Below are 19,704 nucleotides of genomic sequence, written 5' to 3'. Positions count from 1 at the left end.
CTTTTGTGTACAAAAAACATCCTTTTGCGTATACCAAACAAAAATCCCGTTATACCTGCAAACATTCCAGGATATACCGTTCCAGCAACCGGGCATTCTCAAGCGCATCCCCGTGAAAAGTGTTATTAAAGAACACCCATATCGAATGCCCCCCGCTCATCCACTGAGCACATTTTTTCGCATAAGATAACATGGTTGCATCATCATAACGCGAAGCATATAATTTCCCGGGGCCATGAAACCGCAGGTAAACATCATGGGCCGTAATGCGCTCATGATAAGGGAAAGGCATAGCAGATTGCGCGATCACCAGTGAGATATCATACTGTTGCAGCAATTCTACACTTTGGGGCTGCAACCAACTTTCGTGACGCACCTCCAGCGCAAACGAGTATTCCCCATAAACGGAAACCAGCAGATCAAAAAAGGGCGCAGCCACTTCCCGGTTAAAAGGAACCTGTGCCGGGAGCTGGATTAATATCGGGCCTAACTTATCTTTTATGGGATCGAAAATGGTGAAGAACAACCGCAGGCTATCCGCAGCATCATGGAGTTTTTGATAGTGGCTGACATAACGGCTCATTTTAGGGCAGAACCGGAAATCTTCCGGAACAGCCTGCGCCCAGTTTAAAACCGTCTGGGCTTTTGGCAAATGATAAAAGCTGGAATTGATCTCCACACATCTGAACTCCCGGCTATAGAAATACAGCCATTGCACCGGCTTCAGCTTTTCCGGATAGTAACGGCCCTTCCATTCTTTATAACTCCAACCCGAAGTTCCGATGTGCAAACGCATGGCTTTTACCGCTGAAAAGATCAATATTGGTACCATATCCCACCCCAGTCAAATTATTGTACCCGGTACTCCCGGAAAAGCACCCCTACATTACCTCTCATACCCCAAAATTCAGCGCTAGGCCATAGGATTTTACTATGAAGGTTTGTAGTTTTCGCTTCCTTAACGGCTATTTCTTCAGATAAACAGAAAAACAATGAAAAAACTACTGGTTGTTTTTTTCCTTTTTTTCATCGCTAACAGTGTTGCACAAACGCCGAAGTTCAAAGCCCTGGTACTTACAGAACGCGGTGGCGGGCATGAAGGATTTGTAGCAGCCGCTTTGGAGTGGCTGAACAATTATGCGAAAGAGCAGCAATTTGAGATCAGGGTGATCAACCGTACGGATTCTATCAATGAAGCTTATCTGTCTCAATACAAAGTATTCATACAATTGAATTTCCCTCCCTATACCTGGAGTAAAGAAGCAGAGCGTGCTTTTGTCAAATATATAGAAGAAGGCCGTGGCGGATGGGTGGGTTTTCACCATGCTACTTTGCTGGGGGAATTTGACGGATATAAGATGTGGGATTGGTTTTCACAGTTCATGGGTGGCATCCGGTTCAAAAATTACATCGCGAAACGGGCTACGGCTACTGTGCATGTGGAGGATAAAGATCATCCTGTGATGCAAGGCCTGCCGGAATCTTTTTCTATCCCGGATGATGAATGGTATACGTTTGATAAAAACCCGAGACCGAATGTAAAGGTATTGGCGAATGTAGATGAAACCAGCTACCAGCCTCCTTCTGATATAAAAATGGGCGATCATCCTGTTATCTGGATGAATGAAAAGATGAAAGCAAGGAATGTGTATTTCTTAATGGGGCATCATGCCAATCTGCTGGGATCGGCTGAGTTCAAAAAGATGTTTGCCAATGCCATTTTATGGGCGGCTGGTACTACTCAATAAATCACCACATGAAGAGATCATTAAGTCTGCTTATTCTGCTGATAACAATCAACGCTGCTGTCAGCGCAATTTCCACACAGAACAGGCTGATCATTTCAGCATTGCGCTAGGTGATTGCAACAGACAAAAAGGGGAATGTGCTTGAACGTTAGTTTGATAATTACCAGAAATACAGCCAGGGGATGGACGTAAGTTCATCCCTTTTTAATGGAAATGATAGATGAGCCGAGCGGTATATCCTATTAATCCCGGCACGTATGCAGATAAGTTCCTTTCTTTTACGATCATAAATCCGGGGCGGAGGCCAAGTAATATACCCAGCGGACGCCGTAAACCTCCGGGCCGGAAAACTACACCCATTGGGAACAGTACGGAAATATCCCTGCGTTGTTCCGTGTAATGACGGAACCGTTCAATATCTACTTCTTTATAACTGCTATTATCCCTGCGGGAGTTTGTTTCCAGAACATATCCTCCAACGGAATAAGAGAGGGTACCACCTAAGCCGGCATAAATGGAAATGCGATCACGGGAGAATCCTTTTTTAAAGACGAATTCCGTATATAATCCAATTGCATGGTTATTACGGCGGAAGTAAACATCACGGATGGTGTCCGGGCCGGTACCGGTGAAAGATGGAACATTCGTCCAACGCGGCTGGTTGTTTGATGTATAATCATATTCAATACCTATGCTCCACTCTTTTTGCAGGCCCCATAAAGTTTTTTTATCTCCGGGGATCTCCCAGGTAGTAAGCAGGGCAACCTGTACGTGCCCGGAAGTTCCCTGGAAAAGGCCCCTGTTGAATTCTTTTTCAAGGGTATCAATGTTATTCTTTGGGAAGTTTTGAGGGTCTTTTACCAGCATGCGGACTTCAGCCATCGTGGTATCCTGCCTGGTTATTTGCATAGTAATAGAAGGGCCGAACTGGAGGCTTTTTAGCCGGATCTTTTGTGCATTGGCGATGTTAGATACGAGGTAAAAGAACAGGAGTAGAAATAAACGCATAGATCTGGTTTAATGGAGGTTGTAGATAAAGCGAATGGTCAATCCCATTACGGGAGAAGTAAATAAGGTATACATTGTTTCTTTGATAAACACGACGCCCGGCCTCATTCCAATGTTCATGCCCAGGCGGGAATTATTTCCGGATCCCCTGAGATCGAAACCTATAGGGAGAAGGATGGAAATATCCCGGCGGGAATGCGTAAGGTGTTCATACTTTTCGGTGGATACAACCTTGTAGTTTACCATGTCCCCTTTCGTTTCATTTATCCTTCCACTGATGGTGTAAGCCAGGGAGGCACCTGCTCCCAGGTAAAAACATGCTTTAGTATTGAGCCTCTTTCTAAATACAAAGTCTGAATAAAGACCTAAGTGCGCACTCGTACGTCGAAACGTAATGTCATCCCATTCTGTTGCCAGGCCTCTTTTGGGCTTGCCCGTCATAGACCATTTGTTGTTTTCCACATACGAATACTCCACACCTATTTTCAATTCTTTACGATCATCATATCCTTTTTTTCGCGGGTTGTAAAACTCCCAGGTGCTGAGCAGGCTAACATGGATAACGACTGCTTTAGCCAGCCTCAGCTGGATTAGCGGTTCAATAGATCGCATGGTATCAGTATCCCAATTCGGAAAATGCAGCGGATCTTTTGTTATGGGGCCGAGATGAGCAAGGGAAGTATCCTGGCCCTTTGCCTGCAGGGAAAAGGATGGACCCAGTTGCAGATTTTTGAGCCGCATGAAGCTTTGGGCATAGGAGCTGCCTGTTATGCAACAACAAAAGAACAGTAGTTGGGATAGCCGCATATTACCTGTATTGTTAATAGAACGGGCAATAGCGGGCGAATGTTACTGCCTGCTCCTGTTAAAGGTAAGGTAAAGGAATCTCCTATCTTGAGCCTATGTGAAGCCTATGTGAGGCATTGGGGTACCCTGCAAAGAGAGAAGCCGTTCCATGGTTTTGGTAACCAGTGAAGGGCTTCTTTGGATTTATTTTTTTAGTACTAACTGATCTTATTCTCTTCTGAGATGAGGGCTTCCCACAAAACATCTTTTAATTCCTGCAAACCAGTTTGTGTAACGGCGGAGATGAACACATGAGGTACATCCTTTGGCAGTTCAGCGGATATTGCGGTTTTCAGTTCATCGTCCAGCATATCGCTTTTGCTGATGGCAATGAGGAATTGTTTATCCAGCAACTCGGGGTTGAACTGTTCCAGTTCGTTCTTCAGGATGCGGAACTCTTTTCCATGATCTTCGCTATCGGCGGGGATCACAAAGAGCAGTACGGCATTCCGTTCAATGTGGCGGAGGAAGCGGTGCCCTAATCCTTTGCCTTCATGGGCGCCTTCAATGATTCCCGGAAGGTCGGCCATACAGAAAGATTTATCATCACGATACTCCACCATGCCCAGTTGTGGGGTGAGGGTGGTAAAAGCGTAGTTGGCAATTTTGGGTGTTGCTGCCGTGATGGAAGAAAGCAGGGTGGATTTACCGGCGTTGGGGAAACCAACGAGCCCTACGTCTGCCAGTACTTTCAGCTCCAGGATCTTCCAGCCTTCCTGGCCGGGCTCTCCGGGTTGTGCATGTTCAGGGGCCTGGTTGGTGGCGGTTTTGAAATAAGCATTTCCCCTTCCGCCCTGGCCACCGGGCATAAAGATCACTTCTTCTCCATCGTGCAGGATCTCAGCATCCACTTTTCCGGTTTCTTCGTCCCGCACAATGGTACCCAGGGGTACTTCTATCACAATATCCTTACCCATGGCGCCGGTACAGTTATCTCCACTGCCATTTTCGCCATTTTCGGCCTTTACATTCTTGTACCAGCGTAAATGCAGCAGGGTCCAGAGCTGGGCATTCCCTCTCAGGATGAGGTGTCCACCACGGCCGCCGTCTCCACCATCCGGGCCTGCCATGGCCTTGAACTTGGTACGCATGAAGTGCCTGCTTCCTGCGCCACCATGGCCTGACTTACAAAATACCCGTATAAAATCAACAAAATTCTCCATAATCAAGATCTCCCATTATCCCGTTTAAACCGGGGATAGGCTATAAAAACAAACGCAAAGATCGTAAAGTTTGGCCTTACATGATCTTTGCGTTTTAATATCGCTGTAAATGAGGAGGGAAATTACGCCCTTACGCTCACCAGTTCGTCTATTTCTTTGCTCAGGAGTTCGAAGGTGGCTTCAACCGTGCCATCACCTTTGATCTTTCTGAACTTGCCGAATTTGGCATAGTGGTCAGCCACGGGAGCCGTTTTGTTATGATACTCCACGATGCGGTTCTTCACAATGCTTTCAGAAGCATCATCACTGCGGCCGGAGGTAAGACCACGTTCCAGCAGACGGCGGATCAGCTCATCTTCAGGAACTTCCAGGCTCAACACGGTGTGAATAGCCGTTTTTTTCAGGGCCAGCAGTTTATCCAGCGCCTCTGCCTGAGCGGTAGTGCGTGGAAAGCCGTCAAAGATAAAACCGGCAGCTTCCGGGTTAGCATCCAGTTTGGAACTGATCATACCGATCACTACTTCATCCGGGACCAGTAAACCCTGATCCATGAATTTCTGCGCTTCCAGGCCCAAAGGAGTTTTGCCGCCGATCTCAGAACGGAGCAAGTCGCCGGTTGACAGGTGGATCAGACCGTATTTTTCAATGATGTTGGCACTCTGGGTTCCTTTCCCACTACCGGGAGGGCCAAATAAAATCAGATTGACCATGTTGTTGTTAATATTCATTTGGCGGGCTTACACCTGCCATTTTTTAAAACGTGTTACAGTTTTCAGTGATCCTGGCCTAAGCTCTTACAAGTTGTAAGCTAAAAAGGTTTAACGGAATTACCGAAAGGCATAGTGTGCAAATATAGCAAACAATTGAATGTATTGGTAATTAAAATTAAGATTGCTGAAATACTGTAAAAGAATAATGAAAATTAATAAATATATTTCAAGGAATAATGGAAAACGATAGACAAATGATAAAAACGCCCTATCGGCTATAATACCGAACTGGATTTATATACAATTTCCTCGTAATGTGTTGGCTTTCCAGACTTTAGATGCAGTTGGGGCGCAGAAGAGCGGGGTAAATTTTGTATGTTTATAAAATGATGAAGCATTTTTTGGTATTGGGGCTCACCGGGTTATTGTTAACCGCTAATGGGCAACCGGGAACAGGTTCTCAGGAAAAGCAACAACACAAAGCAAAGAAAACGGAAAAGGTTAAACAGGGACCAACACCCGCAGACCGATGGGTGGATAGTGTATTTAATTCTCTTTCTCATGAAGAGCGCATCGCCCAACTCATCATGATACGGATGCATTCCAACCTGGGTGCTGATCACATCGCAGCGGTAACAGCTGATATCAGGAATAATAAAATAGGGGGGCTCGTTACTTTCCAGGGAGGCCCGGTGCGCCAGGCAGAACTGGTAAACAGGTACCAGGCGATCAGCAAAGTTCCTTTGCTGGTTGCAGTGGATGGCGAATGGGGGCTGGGTATGCGGTTTGTAGACAGTGTGATCTCTTTCCCCCGGAACCTGATGTTAGGTGCTGTGCAGGATACCAACCTGATCTACCAGGTAGGTAAAGCGATCGGAGAACAATGTAAACGCATGGGCATCCAATATAACTTTGCTCCTGTACTTGATGTAAACAATAATCCCAACAACCCGGTGATCAACGACCGGTCTTTCGGAGAAGATAAATACCGCGTGGCAGCGCACGGCGTTGCGATGATCAGGGGCATGCAGGATGCAGGGATCATGGCCTGTGCCAAACATTTCCCCGGGCATGGTGATACAGATGTGGATTCTCACTACGACCTTCCTTCTATTAATAAAACCATTGCACAACTGGATTCACTGGAGTTGTATCCTTTCCGCAAAGCGATAGAAGCGGGTGTGGGATCCATCATGATCGCACATTTGTATATTCCGGCAATTGATAATAAAGCGAACACACCAACTTCCATCTCCTATAAAACAGTGACCAACCTGTTGCAGAAAGACCTGGGCTTTGATGGTCTGATTGTTACAGATGCACTGGAAATGAAGGGGATCTCCAAATACTACACTAACGGGCAGGAGTCTTTACAGTCTTTACTGGCGGGCAACGACCTGATGGAATTGCCTTCTACTTCAAAGGGCAGCATTGCCGCGATTGCACAATCCATCAAAAAAGGAAAGGTATCTAAAGAAGAAGTGTACCGCCGCGTGAAAAAAGTTTTACGCGCTAAATACGATCTGGGGCTTGCACAATTGCAAACCATTGATGCCAATAATATCACGAACGATCTCAATGCAGCGGTACTGCCTTTAAAGAAAAAGGTTTCCGAAGAGGCCATCACTTTATTGCGCAACGATAATCACCTGTTGCCGCTTTCCGATACTGCTACTTCCCAGAAGCTGGCAGTAGTGGCTGTTGGCGTGGATGGCGGTAACAATACATTTGTGGAGGCGGTAAAACAATACCGGCCGGATGCAGATGCATATGTGTTTTCTTCCCGCCAGTCTGAAGAGCAGATCTCTTCTATGGTAAAACGCCTGAAAGCAGATTATAGTTCAGTGATCATTGCTGTGCAGAATTACAGCCGCCGCCCTGCAAATGATTTTGGGATCAGCCGCGCGGAAAAAGCGTTCATCAATCAGCTCTCTGAAGAAATGCCAGCGGTGACCATTGCATTTGGTAACCCTTATGCCATCCGCTTTTTCTGCGATGCACCTACTGTTGTTGCTGCGTATGAAGACGACAGCCTTACACATAGGGCTACTGCCCAGGTACTCTTTGGCAAAATGGAACCGAAAGGAAAACTGCCGGTAACGGTTTGTAACAATTTCCATTATGGTACGGGCATCACTTCCATTATACCTCCTCCTCCGCCACCACCGTTGCTGGAAACAGTAGCGCCTGAAACAGTTGGTATGAATGGGGTAATACTGGCAAGGATCGATTCACTGGCCAGGGATATGATCATGAAAGGCGCTGCGCCGGGTTGCCAGGTTTTGGCCCTGAAGGATGGGAAAATGGTGTACAACAAGAACTTCGGTTATTACGACTATAGCCAGAAGGAAGCCGTTACTTCCAAATCAGTATACGACCTTGCTTCTGTTACAAAAATATGTGCCACCACTTTATCTGTGATGCGCCTGTATGATGAAGGAAAATTAAATATAGACAGTACACTCGGAACTTATCTCACCTGGGTAAGGGGCAGTAACAAAGAACACCTGCGCCTGCGCGATGTTTTGCTGCACCAGGCAGGGCTTGTATCTTATATCCCTTTTTATAAAGAAACCATTTATGAGAACGGATGGCCTGATACCATGATCTATAAAGCTTACCAGGATTCGCTGCATACTTTGCGGGTAGCGGAAGGGCTTTATATGACACCACAGTATATAGATACGATATACCGCAGGATCCTGGACAGCAAGCTGATCCCGGCCGGAAGGCAATATATCTACAGTGATAATGATTTTATTTTCCTCGGTAAGATCGTGGAAGCGATCACGGGAAAACGGTTGGATAATTATGTACGGGAAACATTCTATGAGCCGCTGGGACTGATGACCACAGGGTTTGAACCACGCAGCCGGTTGCCTTTATCGCAGCTGGTACCTACAGAATTTGAGGATTTTTTTCGTGTGCAGTGGATAAGAGGAGATGTACATGATCCGGGAGCAGCCATGTTTGGTGGTGTGGCCGGGCATGCCGGGCTTTTTTCCAATGCTACAGACCTGGCAGTATTGCTGCAGATGATCCTGAATGGCGGCAGCTTTAACGGGAAAGCCTATATTAAACCGGAAACGATACAATACTTTTCTGCCTATCATTCAGCGATCAGCCGTCGTGGACTGGGTTTTGATAAACCGGAGAAAGACAATGCGACCAGGAAGGAGCCTTATCCCAGCAAAAGCGCGTCACCCGCAACTTTTGGCCATACCGGATTTACCGGCACCTGCGTATGGATAGATCCGCAATCTAAACTGGTGTTTGTTTTTCTGAGCAACAGGGTTTGCCCGAATGGAGGGTCCAATAACAAGATCTCCTCGCTAAGTGTAAGGGCGAATATCATGGAAACGCTCTACCAGGCCATGTTATAAAATATAAAAAGGCTGTATCTCAACAGATACAGCCTTTTTTTTCGGGGTTAAAAATATTTACTTACTCAACAGATACAACTCTGTTTACCATGAGTTGTGTTTTAATGTCTACAGCTTTCTCAAGCTTGTTCTTGCCGTTACGGATCTCAAAAGTGTATGCTCCGTCTTCCAGCTTTTCCAAATTATAACGGGCAACAAACTTTGGTGAAGTAACGTCCAGCGCTTCTTTGTGCAGGGTGTTATTATTAGCGTCTTTAATGAACAAGGTTAATTTCTCGCCGGTAGGGTTGTCGATCTGCACCAGGAAACGGAGCTGCTCAGCGCCTTCCTGTTGAATATCGATCTTGCAACCTTTTCTTACCATTTCGTTCTTTTCAGGAGCAACTCTTGCTGATTTGCTGCCTGAACCCGGGTTATTGGCATATGCAAATGTTTCGCTTTGGGCAGACGCCTGCATACTGAGGCCTAAAACAATGGCAACTAAGGTTAAAATGTGTTTTGGTGTGCAAACAAAACTGTGTTTCATGATGGTTAATTGTTTAAAAAGTTAACTTGTACGTTCGGTTTTTGTGTACTAGCTAATACTTTGATACCGTTCTTTTTTCACCACAAATTTCAGATGCTGGCGTTATCGGAACATTAAGGGGTAGTTAAGTAAATGTGAGCAGATCGTTGCCTTAATGTTATGAACCTGTCTTTTACTTCATTCGTGGACTATAGCTTAAGCTTGTTGTCTTTTGGTGGTTAATTAGTTGTTAATCGGGAGACGAATGTACGACTTATGCACATACAATACACAAAATCCATTAGATTTTTTTTAAATAACAATGCGTATTCTATACACTAAGTTGGCCAGTAGCTGAATTCCGGCTACTGGCAATCCTGTTGGCCGTTCTGGTGTTTTGGGTTTTGAACCATTTTGCTGTTCCGGGGGATTTCCTCAGCCATTATTGGGAGGGATGGTGCTTTTTCGGGAAGCTCCCCGATCTCCACCAATTTGTTAACGTATTGTAATTACCTACTGTCTTTTATTTAGAAAAATATCGGGTAACTTAGGGATAGAATTGATTAGACCATGAAACTGAGCCCCTTTTTATGTTTAGTTTTCGCAATAATGGTATTGGCCGCGTGTAAGAAGGAAAAGAGTGAGGAAGGCCCGCTTCAAAGTCATGTTTGTAATTACTCGCCATATACAACAGGTTCCAGCTTTAATTATGAGTTCGTGAATGTGAACCCGCCAATGTCTGGTGACTTTGTATTGCTGGTAAAAGGGGATTCTGTAATCGGGAGTGAAAGCTATCGTGTGCTGGAAGATGATATTACAGGAGAGTTTTCTCTCTTTGATTGTGGTGGTGGGGATTATGTGCAGCTATTGGCTGTTACAGGTATTCCCAATGCACCAACGCAACCTGTCAAAACAACCTATCTGAAAGAGAACGTTCCTTTGGGCCAGGGCTGGTCTGAAGATATTCCCATCACCATTACGGGGCTGGGGGATTTTATGCTGAACATCCGTTATACCATTATTCAGAAAGGGAGTAACAAAACGGTACTGGGTAAGGCTTATACGAATGTAATAGGGGTAGAGATGGAAGTTTCTGTTCCGCCATTTATACCACCACAGATCTTAAGTACGAATTATTATGCAAAGGGGGTGGGGCTGATAGAGCTGGACAGGTTTGAGGATACTACGCGGCTGCGCACCTATAATATCAAGCCTTAGTATCTTTCCAGGACCACAGGTAGCGGCAGGCATGTGTTCTGTAAGGCGACCATTTTTGGGAAAGCTCCAATAGTTTTGCACGATATGCTTTCTTATCTGTTACATCCAGTTTGTATAGTTTGATCATGGCCTGTTGAATACCGAGGTCATCTATCGCAAAAATATCTTCTCTTCCCAGGTAAAACATCAGCAACATTTCCACCGTCCATTTGCCGACACCTTTAATTTGCGTGAGATAAGCGATCACATCTTCGTTGCTGAGCTTATGCAGTTTGGCATCTGTTAATTTTTCTTCGATCACAAAGCGGGCTACGTTGTGTACGTAAGAGACCTTTGCATTGGATAACCCGATGCTGCGCAGTACAGTTGGGTCTGTGTCCAGGATCTGCTGTGCCTTTGGTTCTTTGCCGCCATAGAGATTAAGGAAACGGCCATAGATGACTTCGGCTACCCTTACGGATAATTGCTGGCTCATGATGGAGCCGATAAGTTTTAGCGCAATGTTCTTCCCTACAGGCATCATGTCCAGCGGCTCTGTGACAATGCGTTTCAGCTTTTTGTCCTTGTGCAGATGCGGGATATAGATATCGTGATGGGTCATTGTTTAATAGTTAAACGGTTCGCCATAGATCACATGGAGGATGGTTTGACCCACGCCCTGCAATGTTTTCTTGTCTATCACAGACATATTATCGTTGGAAGTATGGTGGTGCGGCATGAAATCTCCTTTCGGCTGTGTGGCAATGATATCGAAGGAAGGGATCTTAGCCAGTGTGTTCACGTAAGCATGATCGTCTGTAATAAATGCAGGGCCTCCCAGGGATTCCTCATAGCGGAAGAGATCCGAATAACCGATGGTATTGGCAACATCCCAAAACATCTTCATCTGCGGGTAAGCATATTGTTTGGAATGGCCTTCCATGTAAAAGCTGGCATTGCGGCCGCCCACCATATCCAGCAGGATGCCGTATTGCGCCGTGTAGCCATTGATGTGAGGATTTTTAGCCCAATACTGTGTACCGAGGCAATAACTATCTGCCACATCAGATTCGCCATAATCTTCTACATCGGTGAGCAGGATATCTACGCCTATGGCAGGTTTCTTTGCATGGAACTGGCGGGCCACTTCCATTAATACACCTACTCCGCTGGCGCCATCGTCTGCACCATCCAGCTGTTTCTTTTTATCGAAGGCATCTTTATCTGCAAACGGGCGGGTATCCCAGTGAGAGAATAATAAGACCCTGTTCTTTGCAGCAGGGTTGAAAGAAGCGATGATATTAATGCAGGGAAGTTCTTTCTTTTTAGGTGCGATCACTTTTGTGCGTTGCACATAAACAGTATCTGCCAGGGTTTTGAAATAACCGATCAGCCAGGCTGCGCAGGCTTCCTGGGCAGGGCTGCCAGGGATCCGGGGACCGAAGGCAACTTGTTTTTCTACGGCAGCATAAGCAGTGTCTGCAGAAAATACGGGTGCATCTACTGTAACGTTCTTTTCTTCTTCCGTATTTTTATTACTGTTATTACAGGCTGCGAAAGTGATTGCAGCCAGCAGGATCAGCCTCCTCATGGTTTACTCATTTATTCAATAGCATAAGATACGGTACCGTCTTTTTCATCTTTCAGTTGAATACCGATAGTGAGCAGCTGGTTGCGGATCTTATCTGAAGTAGCATAATCCTTTTTGCCTTTTGCTTCCTTGCGGATGTCTATCAGCAATTGCAATACGCCGTCCAGTTTATCCGTTTCTGCCGGTTTTTCAGGCTGGAGACCAAGTACATCGATCAGATAAGTTTTCCAGGTTTGCTGCAGGAGTGTGAAAGTGCTTTCACTGATCTCGTGCATTTTTACCTGTCCGCCTTTCAATGAATTAATAACAGGAGACAGTTCGAAAAGATTGGCCAGCACTTTGGCGGTGCTGATATCGTCGTTCATGGAAACGGCGCAATCGTTACACCAGGCTTGTACCTGATCGTCCAGCTCTTTATTGATGTCTGCACCGTTAGCGGTGTATACCAATTTCTGTAATACTTCGTAAGCATACCACAAACGCTGTAAACCTTTCTCTGCGGCCTGCAGGGCTTCATTAGAGAAGTCCAGTGTGCTGCGGTAATGCGTCTGCAAAATGAAGAAACGGATGGTCATAGGGCTGTAACCCTTTTCCAGCAAGGGATGCGTGCCGGCAAACAGATCCGTGAGGCGGATCACATTGCCATAACTTTTACCCATCTTTTTACCGTTGATGGTGATCATGTTATTGTGTATCCAGTAACGCGCCATCATTTCTCCGTGTGCAATTTCACTTTGCGCAATTTCACATTCGTGATGGGGGAATTGAAGGTCCATACCACCACCATGGATATCAAACTGCTGCCCCAGGTATTTGCTGCTCATAGCAGAACATTCAATATGCCAACCGGGGAAACCTTCTCCCCATGGGCTTGGCCAGCGCATCAGATGTTCCGGCGGCGCTTTTTTCCAGAGGGCAAAATCCACTTTGTTCTTTTTCTCTTCCTGGTTATCCAGCTCGCGGGTGGTTTCCAGTTGATCTTCCAATACGCGACCACTAAGGATGCCGTAATGGTGACCTTCTGAATATTTCATCACATCAAAATAAACAGAGCCGTTTGCTTCGTAGGCAAATCCTTCATCCATGATCTTTTTGATCATTTCTATCTGCTCTACGATATGGCCGGTAGCGGTAGGTTCTATACTTGGTTTTAAAGTATTGAACTGTTCCATGGCCCAATGGAAGAGATTCGTGTATTTCTGCACCAGTTCCATCGGCTCCAGTTTTTCCAGCTGTGCAAATTTGGCGATCTTATCTTCCGCCGCGCGGCCTTCTTCTTCAAAATGGCCGGCGTCTGTAATATTCCTTACATAACGTACTTTATAACCCAGGTGTAACAGGTAACGGTACACTACATCGAATGTAATGAAAGGGCGTGCATGGCCCAGGTGCGACTCTCCGGAAACTGTTGGTCCGCATACGTACATGCCAACGTGACCGGGATATAACGGAGTGAATAGTTCTTTTTGTCGGCTTAGGGTATTGTGTAGTTTAAGCTGTTCTGACATTATCTGATATTGTGGATCGGCGAATTTCGGATTTTTCAACCCGAATGTCGAATTTTTTAAGCAAAAGTGGAAATTCTAGGGTATGCTCACATTGGCAATGACCGGGTAATGATCGCTGAGATCAGAATGTACAGTGCGGAAACCGTTGATGGTAAAGCTTCTGTCTATAAAGATGTAGTCTATTCGCAGTGTAGGAGAAAGGCCTGTAAATGTTCTGCCGATGCCACTGCCTTTTTTGAGGAATGCATCCTGCAGGTTCCCTTTAATAGTGAAATAGGTGTAGGAAGCAGGAGTATCATTAAAATCTCCGCAAACGATCACCGGATGGGGGCTGGTTCTGATAAAATCCGCTACAATATTGGCCTGGCGGCTGCGGCGAACATAGGCATCGCGCATTTTTACCACTATGCCTTTTGCGGCAACCAGGCCGGTATCTTCCTGTTTCTTTATTTTTTCGATGGATTGATAGTCCTTGGCGTTGAAACGATAGGATTCCAAATGCATATTCACGATGCGGATGGTATCGTTATTCCGCAGGATATCTGCAAAGATCAGGCTTTCTCCCATAGGGCCGGGAGAAAGCTTTACCTTATCTGATAAGATAATGGGGAATTTTGAATAGATGATACTGCCCCAGTGTTGTGTACCGTTGCGGTTAAAATCGCTGGAAAAGAAACGGTAGGGGAGTTTCATTACGCGGGAAAGATCTTCCCGGTTATTAAAATCATCTGATTTTTCAGAAGTGTAAAAATCCTGGAGGCAAAGTACATCCGGCTGTTGCAGGCGTATAAGGTCAAACATTGCTTCGCGGGTAGGCTTGCTGTTTTTCTTTGCATAGAGACCAAACAGGGCTACATTATAGCTCATTACATTGATGGTGCCTTCCGGTTTATTGGATGTTTCCCAGTTGGTTGGCCAGCGCAGCGAGAAAAAGGCAGAAACGGATTTCCAGCCGATCACCAGGGCTACCAGCGGTATCAATGCATATTTAGGATGGAAGATGATCCAGAAAATGAGGAATAACAGCAGCACTACCAGCAGGAACGGGAAACCCAGCGTGATAAAACTGATCGGCCAGAACCTGACCGGCGAAATAAACGGCGCCAGGCAGGCCAGCAGGAAAAATAGAACAGTTACCACGTTCACGATAAGGAAAAACCCTTTTGTAAAAAGTCGTAAAAATTTCAACAAGCAGATAGTTTGGCCGCTATAAATTTAACGCATTAAAAGACAAGGTGTTAATCTTTTCTGTTTATAGATAACCTGGCCATAATGGGAAAGTGTTCGAAACCCCGCCTGCGATAGATGGAAAATTCTTCCACGGTAAAGAATTTGTCCGGCAGAATGTAATCTATCCGCAGTGTGGGAGAGATAGCAGAGAAGGTTCTGCCAAAGCCGGAACCTTGCTCCAGGAAAGCATCCTGGAGGTCTCCACGGATGGTGCGGTAAGTGTAGGAAACAGGCACATCGTTGAAATCCCCTACTACAATAAGGGGATGTTTGCTGCGATCTATCTCGTTCCTTATGATATGTGCCTGTTCCGATCTGAGCTTGAAGGTGCGGCGCATCTTATACAGGAGGCCATGGGCTTTGTGTACTTCTGCGGAAGCCACTGTTTGGTAATCATCCTGCTGAAGCTTGTAGGAAACCAGGTGAGCGGACATGATCCTTACGGTATCTCCTTTGATGATGAGACTGGCTGCGATCAGGTCTTCTGTGCCAGGGCCTTTGGAAACCTCGAAGAGTTTTACCCTGGTGGTGTCTATGATGGGGAAGCGGGAGAAAATAACAGTGCCATAGTGCCAGGTATCCCAGTGGATAAGGCTCCTGACAAAATAATGATGAGGATAATTCAGTTCTTTCCGGATACTGTCTAAGTTATCAGGTTTATCCGGGTTGGTGTTGGTGTAGAATTCCTGGAGGCAAAGCACATCAGGACTGGCTTTTTTCAGTTCTTCATACATGCGTTTGCGCACTTCGGGCACTTCCTTGTATCCTTTGATGCCCATGCTGCTGCAATTGTAGGTCATCACCGTGAAAGAGGTATTGCTATTAGCATTGCTTCCGCCAAAGAGGTGAATGCCCCAGGTGCTGAATACCCCGCCAAGTGTAACAGCGGCGGCTATTACAGAGATCAGCCAGTATTTACGGCGATAAACGATCCAGAGGGGAATGAAAAAGATACAGGCTAACCAGAAGAATGGAAATGGGAGTCCTGCAAAACCACCGAGCCAGAAACTGGTGGGATTGGTAAAGGGAATAAAGTACGAAAGCATCAGTCCGACGGCGAGGAGCACGTTACCCCAAAGCAACAGACGCCGGATGACCGTAAAAGCAATTTTCAAGGCTGGGGCGAAATTTATGAGTGGCAAAAATAGCGTGCAGGCCTGATAAAAAGAAAGCGGAAACAAAGAATTCACATAAGCGGTGAAATTTGTTGCATAGCCGGAAAGGGTTACTGCGGGAGGACTTCACACATATTGGAGATATTGAATATAAGGATAGCATAATGCTTAAAAAAGCTATACATGTTGAGAGGGTCGTTGTTAGGAGTAAGTATGCGGGAACAAAGCTTTAAAAAAGCTATGCCTGTTTGGGAGGACCTTGTTCTATAAAAAACTAAACTTGTTAGGAACAAAGCTCTAAAAAGCTATGCCTGTTGAGAGAGGAATCTTATTCTTTTAAAAACTAAACTTGTTAGGAACAAAGCTTTAAAAAGCTATGCCCATTGGGGAAGGGAATCTTATTCTGTAAAAAAATCAGGCCTCTTTTTCTTTGCTTGCGCGCAGGAGGGTTTCTTTTTCTTCAGCAGTGAGCATATCAATTCCCTGTTCGTTGATCTTATCAAGGATCTCATTTATTTTATGCTCCGGTACATTTCCTACTTTGGTGAAGGGAACGGGTGTGGCGCGGAAACCACTGCGGGTGGTATTGATCTCTGCTTTGAGGGCTTCTTTCTTTTCTTTGGGGTGGAACATATGGCCAATGTTGAAGAACAGGTCGTTCACCCATGAGCCCCAATTATGCCCTTTTTTGAATTGCACCATAAACATGTAACCCATGAAAGCTCCTCCCAGCAGGTAAAGCAGGATGGACAAACTTCCTCCTCCGGCAACAATAGCTGTACCATGAAGGGCTAAGAAGATGAGTGTGATCAACCAGATGGGGGCACCGCCCTGCATGAGCAATGGAAAAACGCGGCCTTTGGGTTCAAGTACTGTGGCACCAACAGCCAGGGCCATTACGCCAGCCCCTGCACCCATCAATGAACTGGTGGGGGCAAGTGTACGGAAAGCGGGAATGAGGTTCATGCCGAGTACGTAGAACGCCATTCCGCAAATACTGCCGAAAATATATAAAGGAACTACCAGGCGGTGATTGCCGGAAATATTCTGAAGAATGGTACCAAAGCAAAACAACCACACCATATTACTGAAGATGTCCCAGAACTGAATATGGGCAAACATGGCAGTAATGATGGTCCAGGGTTTGGTGAGTAAGGTCATGGGGGCTGCGGGCAACATGGTATTAGCCATAATGTCCCGGTCAAACGCGGGCAGGCCGTAATCCTCCATCATATAGATCACCCGTATGAACAACAGTAAGATGTAAACAGTGATATTCAGGAGCAGCAGCTGCGTTACCATGTTCTTCTCTTCCCCGAGTGACAAACGGGGCATCCTCTCTTTTTCCGCTACTTGCATGGCGCTGGTATTTGTATACAAATTTAAGCTTTTGAGATCAATAAAGTGTTCGCCGGTTCCGTTTGTTCCAGAACTTCAGCAAGAGATAACCAAATAATGCGCCACCCAGGTGTGCCCAGTGTGCCACATTATCTTCCCCTGAATTTTTAATGCCCATATACAGCTCCAGGAGGATGTATCCGCCGATGAAATATTTTGCCTTGATGGGGAAAGGAATGGGTAGAATGAACAAATAGTTGTTGGGAAAAAGGTACCCGAAAGCGAACAATATTCCGAACACTGCTCCTGAGGCTCCAACGGTAGGGATATTGGCGTAGGTTTCTACGAATTTCGCGAGGTAGAGCTTTGCGCGGAAGGTCATGTCGTACGATTCCGGCGGCATGGTGCTCCAGGCATCCCGGAAACTTTGCAGGCTTACCTGCTGATTGCCTTCACTGATCACATAGTTGCCTAATCCGTATTTTTCGTAGATAGCATTAAAAGTATCGAAGGCTGGGTCAGCATTAAAATGCTGAACAGCTTTTACTACCTGCATATTGTCGTACGTGAGAACAACCATATGGCAAAGTGCGGCACCAATGCCACAGATGATATAAAAAACGAGGAAACGTTTGGGACCCCAGATGTTTTCGAGGGCGCTACCAAACATCCACAATGCAAACATGTTGAAGAAAACGTGGCCGAACCCGCCATGCATGAACAGGTGGGTGACCAGCTGGTGGGGTTTGAAGAGTTCAGAGCCCCAGTAATGCAGACCAAAGAGGTCTTCCATACGGTAGCCATACATGTTTTCCAGGGTGACCTGTGCCAGAAATACCAATCCATTTATGATCAGAAGGTTCTTGATTACCAGGGGCAACATCTGGAATCTGCCGGGTCTGAACTCACTCATTGCGTTAATGCTTATTCGTTAAGTTAAATTAATACCTGCGTTGCAGTAATACTACATTTTCAATGTGGTGCGTATGCGGGAACATATCTACGGCCTGCACTTTTTCCACACTGTATTTTTCATTGAGCAACGCCAGGTCCCTTGCCTGCGTTGCCGGATTACAACTCACGTAAACGATCCGCGGTGCCGCTACTTCCAGCAGTTTAGCGGTTAGTTTTTCGTGCATCCCTGCCCTTGGCGGATCTGTAATGATCACATCAGGGGCGCCGTGTTCGGCAAAAAATGCATCATCACAAATATCTATCACATCACCTGCAAAAAACGTAGCGTTTTCTACTTTGTTGGCGGCTGCATTTTCCCGCGCATCGTCGATGGCTTCTTTGATCAATTCTATCCCTACTACTTTTCCGGCGCTGCGGGACACAAATATGCCGATGCTGCCGGTGCCGCAATAAAGATCGTACACGGTTTCCCTGCCGGTTAATCCTGCAAAATCACGTGTAACCTTATATAACGCTTCTCCCTGGTAAGTGTTTGTTTGAAAGAAAGATTTGGGGCCGATCTTAAAGCTAAAATCTTCCAGTTTTTCCTCTACATAACCTTTACCGAAGAATACTTTCGGTTCCAGGTCAAAGATACTATCATTCTTTTTGGGATTGATGGTATATAACAAAGTGGTAATACCCGGAACGGTTGCCAGCAGGTGATTGAGTAATGCTTCCCGCTGTTCCTTTGCTTCGTGGTGGATCACCAGGTTCACCATTACTTCTCCTGTTGTGCAGATGCGTAAAACCAGATTACGCAGCCAACCTTCCTGGCGGCGGATATCATAAAAGGACAATTTGTGTTTTTCTGCCCAGTCGCGGATGGTGTTCTTGATAAGGTTGGCGGGTTCTTCCTGCAAATAACAGGTTTGGATATCCAGCACTTTATCAAACAGTTTGGGGATATGGAACCCCAAAGCGTTGCGGCGGGGCCAATCTTCCCCGGCTTCCCGGATCTCTTCGTCTGTGAGGTAGGCTTTATTGGAGAAAGTGAATTCCAGTTTATTCCGGTAATGCCTTGTTTTTACAGCTCCCAGGATGGGGGGCAGGGCGGGAAATTCCAGGTGCCCGATCCGCCGCAGGTGATCTTCCACCTGTTGCTGTTTATAGGCCAGCTGACGCTCGTAAGGGAGCATCTGCCATTTGCATCCGCCACAAAGACCAAAGTGGTCACAAAAGGGCGTTACCCGGTCCGGTGAATAAGTGTGTATCTGCGTGGCTTTTCCTTCTGCCCAGTCCTTTTTATTTTTACTGAGCCTTACATCTACCACATCTCCCGGCACAACGCCTCCTTCAATAAAGATCACTTTACCGTCTACCCGTGCGAGCGCTTTACCTTCTGCGGCATAAGCAGTTACGGGCACATTTTCCAGAACTACATTTTTTTTCCTCACGGGTGCAAAGG

Annotated in this window: 17 protein-coding genes; 3 read left to right on the top strand and 14 right to left on the bottom strand. The window is 46.0% G+C overall.

Annotated features, from left to right (window positions below; genetic code table 11):
* Positions 1 to 49: 49 nt before the first annotated feature.
* Positions 50 to 832, bottom strand: coding sequence for a DUF72 domain-containing protein (locus BUR42_RS20600; protein WP_074241498.1), 783 nt, complete (start codon positions 830 to 832; stop codon positions 50 to 52).
* A gap of 160 nt (positions 833 to 992) precedes the next feature.
* On the opposite strand from BUR42_RS20600, the gene BUR42_RS20595 reads away from it, so the two are divergent.
* Positions 993 to 1,748, top strand: coding sequence for a ThuA domain-containing protein (locus BUR42_RS20595; RefSeq protein WP_074241497.1), 756 nt, complete (start codon positions 993 to 995; stop codon positions 1,746 to 1,748).
* Between the two features lie 204 nt (positions 1,749 to 1,952).
* On the opposite strand, the gene BUR42_RS20590 is transcribed toward BUR42_RS20595, so the two are convergent.
* The 4 genes from BUR42_RS20590 to BUR42_RS20575 form a co-directional block, all read right to left on the bottom strand.
* The gene (locus tag BUR42_RS20590; RefSeq protein WP_074241496.1) at positions 1,953 to 2,756 is read right to left on the bottom strand and encodes a hypothetical protein; all 804 of its coding nucleotides are present in this window, start codon (positions 2,754 to 2,756) and stop codon (positions 1,953 to 1,955) included.
* Positions 2,757 to 2,765: 9 nt separating this feature from the next.
* Entirely contained in the window at positions 2,766 to 3,497 is a 732-nt protein-coding gene (locus BUR42_RS20585) for a hypothetical protein (RefSeq protein WP_074241495.1), read from the bottom strand.
* 263 nt (positions 3,498 to 3,760) lie between these two features.
* Positions 3,761 to 4,765 carry a GTPase ObgE gene (gene obgE / locus BUR42_RS20580; protein WP_074241494.1) on the bottom strand — a complete coding sequence of 335 codons (1,005 nt, stop codon included), beginning with the start codon at positions 4,763 to 4,765 and terminating at the stop codon, positions 3,761 to 3,763.
* A 122-nt stretch (positions 4,766 to 4,887) separates the two neighbouring features.
* A complete protein-coding gene (locus BUR42_RS20575; protein ID WP_074243117.1) occupies positions 4,888 to 5,475 on the bottom strand; it encodes an adenylate kinase in 588 nt (195 codons plus the stop codon).
* Positions 5,476 to 5,864: 389 nt separating this feature from the next.
* On the opposite strand from BUR42_RS20575, the gene BUR42_RS20570 reads away from it, so the two are divergent.
* Positions 5,865 to 8,858: a serine hydrolase domain-containing protein gene (locus BUR42_RS20570; RefSeq protein ID WP_234979770.1), complete on the top strand. Its 2,994-nt coding sequence runs from the start codon at positions 5,865 to 5,867 to the stop codon at positions 8,856 to 8,858.
* Positions 8,859 to 8,919: 61 nt separating this feature from the next.
* Here the strand turns inward: BUR42_RS20570 and BUR42_RS20565 are convergent, their stop codons facing one another.
* On the bottom strand, positions 8,920 to 9,384 hold the full coding sequence (locus BUR42_RS20565) for a hypothetical protein (protein WP_074241492.1): 465 nt from the start codon (positions 9,382 to 9,384) through the stop codon (positions 8,920 to 8,922).
* 588 nt (positions 9,385 to 9,972) lie between these two features.
* Here BUR42_RS20565 and BUR42_RS20560 point away from each other — a divergent pair.
* Positions 9,973 to 10,581, top strand: a complete 609-nt coding sequence (locus BUR42_RS20560) for a hypothetical protein (RefSeq protein ID WP_143197536.1) — start codon at positions 9,973 to 9,975, stop codon at positions 10,579 to 10,581.
* Here BUR42_RS20560 and BUR42_RS20555 read toward each other — a convergent pair.
* The 8 genes from BUR42_RS20555 to rlmD form a co-directional block, all read right to left on the bottom strand.
* A complete protein-coding gene (locus BUR42_RS20555; RefSeq protein ID WP_074241490.1) occupies positions 10,571 to 11,182 on the bottom strand; it encodes a DNA-3-methyladenine glycosylase family protein in 612 nt (203 codons plus the stop codon). The genes BUR42_RS20560 and BUR42_RS20555 overlap by 11 nt on opposite strands.
* A gap of 3 nt (positions 11,183 to 11,185) precedes the next feature.
* Positions 11,186 to 12,151 (bottom strand): M28 family peptidase, encoded by a 966-nt coding sequence (locus BUR42_RS20550; RefSeq protein WP_074241489.1) that lies wholly within the window; start codon positions 12,149 to 12,151, stop codon positions 11,186 to 11,188.
* An 11-nt stretch (positions 12,152 to 12,162) separates the two neighbouring features.
* Complete coding sequence (cysS, locus tag BUR42_RS20545) at positions 12,163 to 13,659, bottom strand: cysteine--tRNA ligase (protein ID WP_074243116.1); 1,497 nt, start codon at positions 13,657 to 13,659, stop codon at positions 12,163 to 12,165.
* A gap of 75 nt (positions 13,660 to 13,734) precedes the next feature.
* Positions 13,735 to 14,847 (bottom strand): endonuclease/exonuclease/phosphatase family protein, encoded by a 1,113-nt coding sequence (locus tag BUR42_RS20540; protein ID WP_074241488.1) that lies wholly within the window; start codon positions 14,845 to 14,847, stop codon positions 13,735 to 13,737.
* Between the two features lie 50 nt (positions 14,848 to 14,897).
* Positions 14,898 to 16,004, bottom strand: a complete 1,107-nt coding sequence (locus BUR42_RS20535; RefSeq protein ID WP_143197535.1) for an endonuclease/exonuclease/phosphatase family protein — start codon at positions 16,002 to 16,004, stop codon at positions 14,898 to 14,900.
* A 414-nt stretch (positions 16,005 to 16,418) separates the two neighbouring features.
* The gene (locus BUR42_RS20530; RefSeq protein WP_143197534.1) at positions 16,419 to 17,363 is read right to left on the bottom strand and encodes a rhomboid family intramembrane serine protease; all 945 of its coding nucleotides are present in this window, start codon (positions 17,361 to 17,363) and stop codon (positions 16,419 to 16,421) included.
* 37 nt (positions 17,364 to 17,400) lie between these two features.
* Positions 17,401 to 18,255, bottom strand: a complete 855-nt coding sequence (locus BUR42_RS20525) for a rhomboid family intramembrane serine protease (protein WP_074241485.1) — start codon at positions 18,253 to 18,255, stop codon at positions 17,401 to 17,403.
* Between the two features lie 28 nt (positions 18,256 to 18,283).
* Positions 18,284 to 19,693 carry a 23S rRNA (uracil(1939)-C(5))-methyltransferase RlmD gene (rlmD, locus tag BUR42_RS20520; RefSeq protein ID WP_074241484.1) on the bottom strand — a complete coding sequence of 470 codons (1,410 nt, stop codon included), beginning with the start codon at positions 19,691 to 19,693 and terminating at the stop codon, positions 18,284 to 18,286.
* Positions 19,694 to 19,704 lie beyond the last annotated feature (11 nt).

The sequence above is a fragment of the Chitinophaga niabensis genome, from assembly GCF_900129465.1.
Lineage (GTDB): Bacteria > Bacteroidota > Bacteroidia > Chitinophagales > Chitinophagaceae > Chitinophaga > Chitinophaga niabensis.
Note: the sequence above shows the minus strand (reverse complement) of the source record. Positions and strands in the feature narration are given on the sequence as shown.

What these genes read in the sequence shown, in the direction of transcription:
- BUR42_RS20565 (WP_074241492.1), bottom strand. Translation starts at nt 9,384, where the DNA reads ATGAAACACAGTTTTGTTTGCACACCAAAACACATTTTAACCTTAGTT.
- BUR42_RS20555 (WP_074241490.1), bottom strand. Translation starts at nt 11,182, where the DNA reads ATGACCCATCACGATATCTATATCCCGCATCTGCACAAGGACAAAAAG.
- obgE (WP_074241494.1), bottom strand. Translation starts at nt 4,765, where the DNA reads ATGGAGAATTTTGTTGATTTTATACGGGTATTTTGTAAGTCAGGCCAT.
- BUR42_RS20570 (WP_234979770.1), top strand. Translation starts at nt 5,865, where the DNA reads ATGAAGCATTTTTTGGTATTGGGGCTCACCGGGTTATTGTTAACCGCT.
- BUR42_RS20585 (WP_074241495.1), bottom strand. Translation starts at nt 3,497, where the DNA reads ATGCGGCTCAAAAATCTGCAACTGGGTCCATCCTTTTCCCTGCAGGCA.
- BUR42_RS20525 (WP_074241485.1), bottom strand. Translation starts at nt 18,255, where the DNA reads ATGAGTGAGTTCAGACCCGGCAGATTCCAGATGTTGCCCCTGGTAATC.
- BUR42_RS20600 (WP_074241498.1), bottom strand. Translation starts at nt 832, where the DNA reads ATGGTACCAATATTGATCTTTTCAGCGGTAAAAGCCATGCGTTTGCAC.
- BUR42_RS20560 (WP_143197536.1), top strand. Translation starts at nt 9,973, where the DNA reads ATGGTATTGGCCGCGTGTAAGAAGGAAAAGAGTGAGGAAGGCCCGCTT.
- BUR42_RS20550 (WP_074241489.1), bottom strand. Translation starts at nt 12,151, where the DNA reads ATGAGGAGGCTGATCCTGCTGGCTGCAATCACTTTCGCAGCCTGTAAT.
- cysS (WP_074243116.1), bottom strand. Translation starts at nt 13,659, where the DNA reads ATGTCAGAACAGCTTAAACTACACAATACCCTAAGCCGACAAAAAGAA.
- BUR42_RS20530 (WP_143197534.1), bottom strand. Translation starts at nt 17,363, where the DNA reads ATGCAAGTAGCGGAAAAAGAGAGGATGCCCCGTTTGTCACTCGGGGAA.
- BUR42_RS20575 (WP_074243117.1), bottom strand. Translation starts at nt 5,475, where the DNA reads ATGGTCAATCTGATTTTATTTGGCCCTCCCGGTAGTGGGAAAGGAACC.
- BUR42_RS20590 (WP_074241496.1), bottom strand. Translation starts at nt 2,756, where the DNA reads ATGCGTTTATTTCTACTCCTGTTCTTTTACCTCGTATCTAACATCGCC.
- BUR42_RS20595 (WP_074241497.1), top strand. Translation starts at nt 993, where the DNA reads ATGAAAAAACTACTGGTTGTTTTTTTCCTTTTTTTCATCGCTAACAGT.